At 77.2% G+C, this 5492-nt stretch carries 7 protein-coding genes; 5 read left to right on the top strand and 2 right to left on the bottom strand.

All coding sequences use genetic code 11. From position 1 onward, the window contains the following. The first annotated feature begins 106 nt into the window (after positions 1-106). Genes GTR00_RS13410 through GTR00_RS13390 form a run of 5 tightly spaced genes read left to right on the top strand, consistent with a single transcriptional unit; the run spans position 107 to position 4240 of the window. A complete protein-coding gene (locus GTR00_RS13410) occupies positions 107-877 on the top strand; it encodes a fructosamine kinase family protein (RefSeq protein WP_323132459.1) in 771 nt (256 codons plus the stop codon). Beyond that, positions 874-1482: a molybdenum cofactor biosysynthesis protein gene (locus GTR00_RS13405; RefSeq protein ID WP_323132458.1), complete on the top strand. Its 609-nt coding sequence runs from the start codon at positions 874-876 to the stop codon at positions 1480-1482. Before GTR00_RS13410 ends, GTR00_RS13405 begins: the two co-directional genes overlap by 4 nt. 56 nt (positions 1483-1538) lie before the next feature. Then, entirely contained in the window at positions 1539-1739 is a 201-nt protein-coding gene (locus GTR00_RS13400; RefSeq protein WP_166612111.1) for a hypervirulence associated TUDOR domain-containing protein, read from the top strand. 49 nt (positions 1740-1788) lie between these two features. Beyond that, a complete protein-coding gene (gene purB / locus GTR00_RS13395; protein WP_166612110.1) occupies positions 1789-3204 on the top strand; it encodes an adenylosuccinate lyase in 1416 nt (471 codons plus the stop codon). Between the two features lies 1 nt (position 3205). Next, entirely contained in the window at positions 3206-4240 is a 1035-nt protein-coding gene (locus tag GTR00_RS13390; RefSeq protein WP_166612109.1) for a zinc-binding dehydrogenase, read from the top strand. A gap of 48 nt (positions 4241-4288) precedes the next feature. On the opposite strand, the gene GTR00_RS13385 is transcribed toward GTR00_RS13390, so the two are convergent. Together GTR00_RS13385 and GTR00_RS13380 are read right to left on the bottom strand one after the other, a co-directional pair. After that, positions 4289-4915: an acyl-CoA dehydrogenase family protein gene (locus tag GTR00_RS13385; RefSeq protein WP_166612108.1), complete on the bottom strand. Its 627-nt coding sequence runs from the start codon at positions 4913-4915 to the stop codon at positions 4289-4291. Positions 4916-4944: 29 nt separating this feature from the next. Continuing rightward, complete coding sequence (locus GTR00_RS13380) at positions 4945-5289, bottom strand: acyl-CoA dehydrogenase family protein (protein WP_166612107.1); 345 nt, start codon at positions 5287-5289, stop codon at positions 4945-4947. Positions 5290-5492 lie beyond the last annotated feature (203 nt).

The raw sequence follows: 5492 nt of genomic DNA, 5'->3' as shown, positions 1-5492 counted from the left end.
CCCGGGACGCTAGGCGGGCGCCCCGCCGCGGCCGGCGCCCGCGTCGCGACCCTGTGGAGGGCGACCCCGGCGTGCCCGCTGTGCAGCGCCCGGCGAGCATGGGGGCGTGGTGCAGGGGCGGGAGTTCGTGAAGCGGGGCGCGCCGGCGGCGCTGGCCGCCGAGGCCGCCGGCCTGGCGTGGCTGGCCGAGGCCGGCGGGGCGGCCGTGTGCCGGGTGCGCCGGCTGCACGGGGAGGAGATGGTGCTCGACCTCGTGCCCGAGGTGCCCGCCACCGCCGCCGCCGCCGAGGCCTTCGGGCGCGCCCTGGCCGCCACCCACGCCGCGGGCGCCGACCGCTTCGGCGCCCCGCCCCCCGGCGTGGCCGGCGACGCGTGGATCGCCTCCCTGCCGCTGCCGATGAGCACCGACCCCGGACCCTGGGGCGCCTTCTACGCCCGGCGGCGCCTGCAGCCGTACCTGCGCGCCGCCCGCGAGCGCGGCGCCGTGGACGCCGCCGGCGCCGCGCTCGTCGAGCGCGTCTGCGCGCGCCTGGCCGACGGCGACGAGGCGCTCGTCGCCGGCGCCGAGCGCCCGGCGCGCGTGCACGGGGACCTGTGGTCCGGCAACGTCCTGTGGTCCCCGCACGGGGCGGTGCTCATCGACTGCGCCGCGCACGGCGGGCACCCCGAGACGGACCTGGCGATGCTGGCGCTGTTCGGGCTGCCGCACCTGGAGCGGGTGCTCGCCGCCCACGCCGAGGCCGCCGGCACCGCCGACGGCTGGCGCGAGCGGGTCCCGCTGCACCAGCTGCACCCGCTGCTCGTGCACGCCGCGCTCTTCGGCGGCGGGTACGGCGCGCAGGCGGTGCGGGCCGCGCAGCGGGCGCTGGCGCTGTGAGCGGCGCCGGCCCCGCCGCGCGGGGGGTGCCCGCCCAGGAGCTGCTCGAGCACCCCGTGCAGCTCCTGCACCTGCTCGTCTCCCCCGAGCACGCCTACTTCGGCCGCCCCCGAGACGGCGCCGCGGACGTGCCCACCCACGACCTGGACGAGGTGGAGGTCGTCGCCGGCAAGGGCATCCGCGGCGACCGCTTCTTCGGCAAGGCCGCGCACATGGACGCCGCCGTGACGTTCCTGGCCGTGGAGGCCTGGGAGGCCGTCGCCGCCGACCTCGCGCTGCCCGCGGTGCCCGACCCCCTGCTGGCCCGGCGCAACCTCGTCGTGCGCGGCGCCGAGCTGGACCCGCTGCGCGGGCACGAGTTCGAGCTGGTCACCGCCGCCGGGACGGTGCGCTTCCGCGGCGGGCGCCCGGCCAACCCGTGCGCGTGGATGGACCGCGTCGTCGCCCCGGGCGCCCACCGGGCGCTGCGCGGGCGCGGCGGGCTGCGCTGCACCCCGCTGAGCGACGGGCGCCTGGCGCGCGGGCCCGCGGTGCTGCGCTCGCCGGTGCCCCTGGACCCCGCCCGCGCCGGGCAGGCGGTGCTGCGCCGCACGCCCCTGCCCTGAGCCGCCCGCTCCTCCGCCGGCGTGCGGACCCGCGGCGCACCGCCCAGGCTGGGGCCATGGTGAAGAAGGGCGACCACGTCAGCTGGAACACCTCCCAGGGCGAGACCACCGGGAAGGTGGTCTCGAAGGAGACGGACGACTTCGAGCTGGACGGCAAGCAGCGCCGCGCCTCGAAGGACGACCCGCAGGTCGTCGTGGAGAGCGACAAGTCCGGCAAGGAGGCGGCCCACAAGGAGTCGTCCGTGAAGAAGGCCTGAGCCCGGGAGGGCCCGCACGGGCGCGGGGTCGCCCCACGGCCGTGGGACCATGGGGCCCGTGACCGCAGCTCCCGTGGACCTCGCACCCGCCAGCCTCGGAGAACCGGCCCTGGGCCCCCTGGACGGCCGCTACCGCCGCTCCGTGGCCCCCCTGGCCGAGCACCTGTCGGAGGCGGCGCTGAACCGTCGCCGGATCCACGTCGAGGTCGAGTGGCTGATCCACCTGGGCACCCGCGACGTCGTGCCGGGCGTGCGCCGCCTCACCGGCGAGGAGGTCGCGCTGCTGCGCGCGCTGCCGCTGCGCTTCGACGCCGCCGCCGTGGCCGAGCTCGCCGAGATCGAGCGCGTCACCGTCCACGACGTCAAGGCCGTGGAGTACTGGATCAAGCAGCGCCTGGAGGGCACCTCCCTGGCCGACGTGGCCGAGCTGGTGCACCTGTTCTGCACCAGCGAGGACATCAACAACCTCTCCTACGCGCTCATGGTGCGCGACGCCGTGCAGCAGGTGTGGCTGCCGGCGGCCACCGCCCTCACCGACGACGTCGCCCGCACGGCCCACGAGCTGCGCGACCTGCCGATGCTCAGCCGCACCCACGGCCAGCCCGCCACGCCCACCACGCTGGGCAAGGAGCTGGCGGTCCTGGCGCACCGGCTGCGCCGCCAGCTGGCGCGCGTCGCCCGCGCGGAGTTCCTCGGCAAGTTCAACGGCGCCACCGGCACCTACGCCGCGCACCGCACCGCCGTGCCCGGCACCGACTGGCCCGCGGTGTCCAAGGAGTTCGTGGAGTCCCTGGGCCTGACCTGGAACCCGCTGACCACGCAGATCGAGTCCCACGACTGGCAGGCGGAGCTGTACGCCGACGTGGCCCGCTTCGGGCGCGTGCTGCACAACCTCTGCACCGACGTGTGGACGTACATCTCCTACGGCTACTTCGCGCAGGTGCGCGGCCAAGGCACCGTCGGCTCCTCCACGATGCCGCACAAGGTGAACCCCATCCGCTTCGAGAACGCCGAGGCCAACCTGGAGGTCTCCGGCGGGCTGTTCCGCGTCCTGGAGGAGACGCTGACGACCTCCCGCCTGCAGCGCGACCTCACCGACTCCTCCACGCAGCGCAACATCGGCGTGGCGTTCGGGCACTCGCTGCTGGCCATCGAGAACGCCCGCAAGGGCCTGGCCGGTCTGGACGCGGTGCCCGAGGCGCTGGCCGCCGACCTGGACGCCACGTGGGAGGTGCTCGGCGAGGCGGTGCAGTCCGTGATGCGCGTGCACGGCCTGCCCGAGCCCTACGAGCGGCTCAAGGAACTCACCCGCGGCCGCAAGGTCGACCAGGCCAAGCTGCGCGAGTTCGTCGCCGGCCTCGGCCTGCCCGAGGGCGAGGCGGCGCGCCTGTCGCTGCTGACGCCCGCCGACTACACCGGTGACGCCTCCGCGCTGGTCGACCACCTCGACCAGCCGCGGGCCTGACGTGCGCGCCGTCCTCGTCGAGGCGTTCGGCGCCCTGCCGCGCCTGGCCCAGGTCCCCGACCCCTCGCCCGCCCCGCACGGGGTGGTCGTCGCGGTGGAGGCCACCGGGGTGTGCCGCAGCGACTGGCACGCCTGGCAGGGCCACGACGAGGACGTCACGCTCCCCCACGTGCCCGGCCACGAGCTGGCGGGCACCGTCGTGGCCGTCGGCGCGGACGTGCACCGCTGGCGCACCGGGGACAGGGTCACCACGCCGTTCGTCACGGCGTGCGGCACGTGCCCGGAGTGCGCGGCCGGCCAGCAGCAGGTGTGCCGGGCGCAGACGCAGCCCGGCTTCACCGGCTGGGGCTCCTTCGCCGACCTCGTCGCCCTCGACCACGCCGACGCCAACCTCGTCCGCCTGGACGACGGGCTGACCCCCACGGCCGCGGCGGCGCTGGGCTGCCGGGTGGCGACCGCGTTCCGCGCCGTGGCCGACGTCGGGGCGGTGCGCCCCGGGGAGTTCGTGGCGGTGCACGGCTGCGGCGGCGTGGGGCTGTCCGCCGTGGCGGTCGCGGCGGCCGCGGGCGCCCGGGTCGTCGCCACCGACCTGTCCACCGCCGCCCGCGACCTGGCGCGCGCCTTCGGCGCGGAACACGTCCTCGACCCGGCCGCCGGGGACGTCGTGGCCGCCGTCACCGACCTCACCGGCGGCGGAGCGCACGTCTCCATCGACGCGGTCGGCTCCGTCGCGACCTGCGAGGCGTCGGTGCGCTGCCTGCGCCGCCGCGGCCGCCACGTGCAGGTCGGCCTGCTGCCGGTCGCGACGGGACGGCCCGCGGTGCCGATGGACCGCGTCATCGCCTTCGAGCTGCAGGTGCTCGGCAGCCACGGGATGGCCGCGCACGACTACCCGCGGCTGCTGTCCCTGGTCGGTTCCGGCGCGTTCCCGCTGCAGCGGCTCGTGGGGCGCGAGCTGCCCCTGGAGGCGGGCCCCCGCGCGCTGGCGGAGCTGGGAGGCCCGGGCACCGCCGGCATCACCGTGCTGCGCCCCTGACCCGCGGCGGCCCAGCGGCCACGGGGCTGCCCACGCCCGCACCGGTGCTCACCCCGGGACGCCGGGCAGCTCGGGCAGGCCCAGCAGCGAACGCCCGTGCACCTCGTGCGCGTACGCCGGGTTGAGCAGCGCGTGCCGGGTGGCGGTGGCGACGTCCCGCCAGATCCGCCGCAGGGCAGTGCCGTCGACCACGCCGTCGGCGCCGCAGACGTCCACCAGCAGCTCGACCGCCTGCTGGGCGCAGGTGGCCACCGTGCCGATGTCCACGCGGACGCGCGCGCGGGCGGCGGGGCTCAGCGCGCCGGTGCGGGGCCCGGCGTCGAGGTCCCCGGCCGCCCGCATCAGGTGCAGCTCCGCGCTCTCGACGAGTCGCGCGGCGTCGGCGACGGCCAGCTGGACGCTGGGGGCGTCGGCCAGGCGGGGGTGCGGCGACATCGACATCGGCTCGTGCAGCGCGACCTCCCGCGCGGCGTCCAGCGCCGAACGGGCCATGTCGACGACCGGACCGGCGATCGTGGGCGCCAGCGCCGTGACGGTGGCGGTGCGCCGCGGGTGCGGGGCGGGCACCCCGGCGGCGGGCACGGGCAGAACCGTGAGCAGCGCCCGCAGGGGCGCCCGGTGCGCCGGGACGACGAGCTCGTCGGCGCGGACGGTGTCGCTGCCCGTGCCGCGCATGCCGGCGGTGAACCAGGTGCTGCGGACGGTCAGCTCGGCGGCCGGGACCAGGCTGACCAGGACCCGCGGCGGTCCGGTCGCCGGACGCGGCGCGTCGAGGCGCCCCACCCGCACGCCCCGCAGCCGCGGGTGAGTTCCGCACCGACCTGCGCGATCGTGCGCAGGTCTGCGCCGACGCCACCGAACTCGACAGGTGCGCCGAGGCGCAAGAACCCGGCGTCCTGCAGGGCAGCAACGCTGGCGGGCACGAGACGGCGCGCGTCATCGTCCGCGGCGGCGTGCCAGGCCAGCACTTCGCGCAGCGCCTGCGCGGTGTCCAGGGGTGAGGGGACGGATCGACGCTCCAGCGACGACATCTCGGCGGTGGCACTCACAGGCTCTCCGATCGTTGAGGGAGGCAACGACACGGTAGGGCGGAGCACCGCCGTACTGGGGCGGTGGTCGGGTGTCGGCGGCGGGTTGTGCTGTTGGACGTCGCTGCCCGCCCCCGCGCGCAGCGCCCCCCGAAGCACTGCAGGACAACACCCCCCGGATACGTGGAAAGGGCCCGCACCCCCCACCAGGGGGCACGGGCCCT

The organism is Kineococcus indalonis (assembly GCF_009906395.1).
GTDB lineage: Bacteria > Actinomycetota > Actinomycetes > Actinomycetales > Kineococcaceae > Kineococcus > Kineococcus indalonis.
This window is presented reverse-complemented; position numbering and strand designations above follow the sequence as displayed.

Bases quoted from the DNA above. Each gene is read 5' to 3' on its own strand.
- GTR00_RS13400 (WP_166612111.1), top strand. From the start codon at position 1,539: ATGGTGAAGAAGGGCGACCACGTCAGCTGGAACACCTCCCAGGGCGAG.
- purB (WP_166612110.1), top strand. From the start codon at position 1,789: ATGGGGCCCGTGACCGCAGCTCCCGTGGACCTCGCACCCGCCAGCCTC.
- GTR00_RS13385 (WP_166612108.1), bottom strand. From the start codon at position 4,915: ATGCGCGGCACGGGCAGCGACACCGTCCGCGCCGACGAGCTCGTCGTC.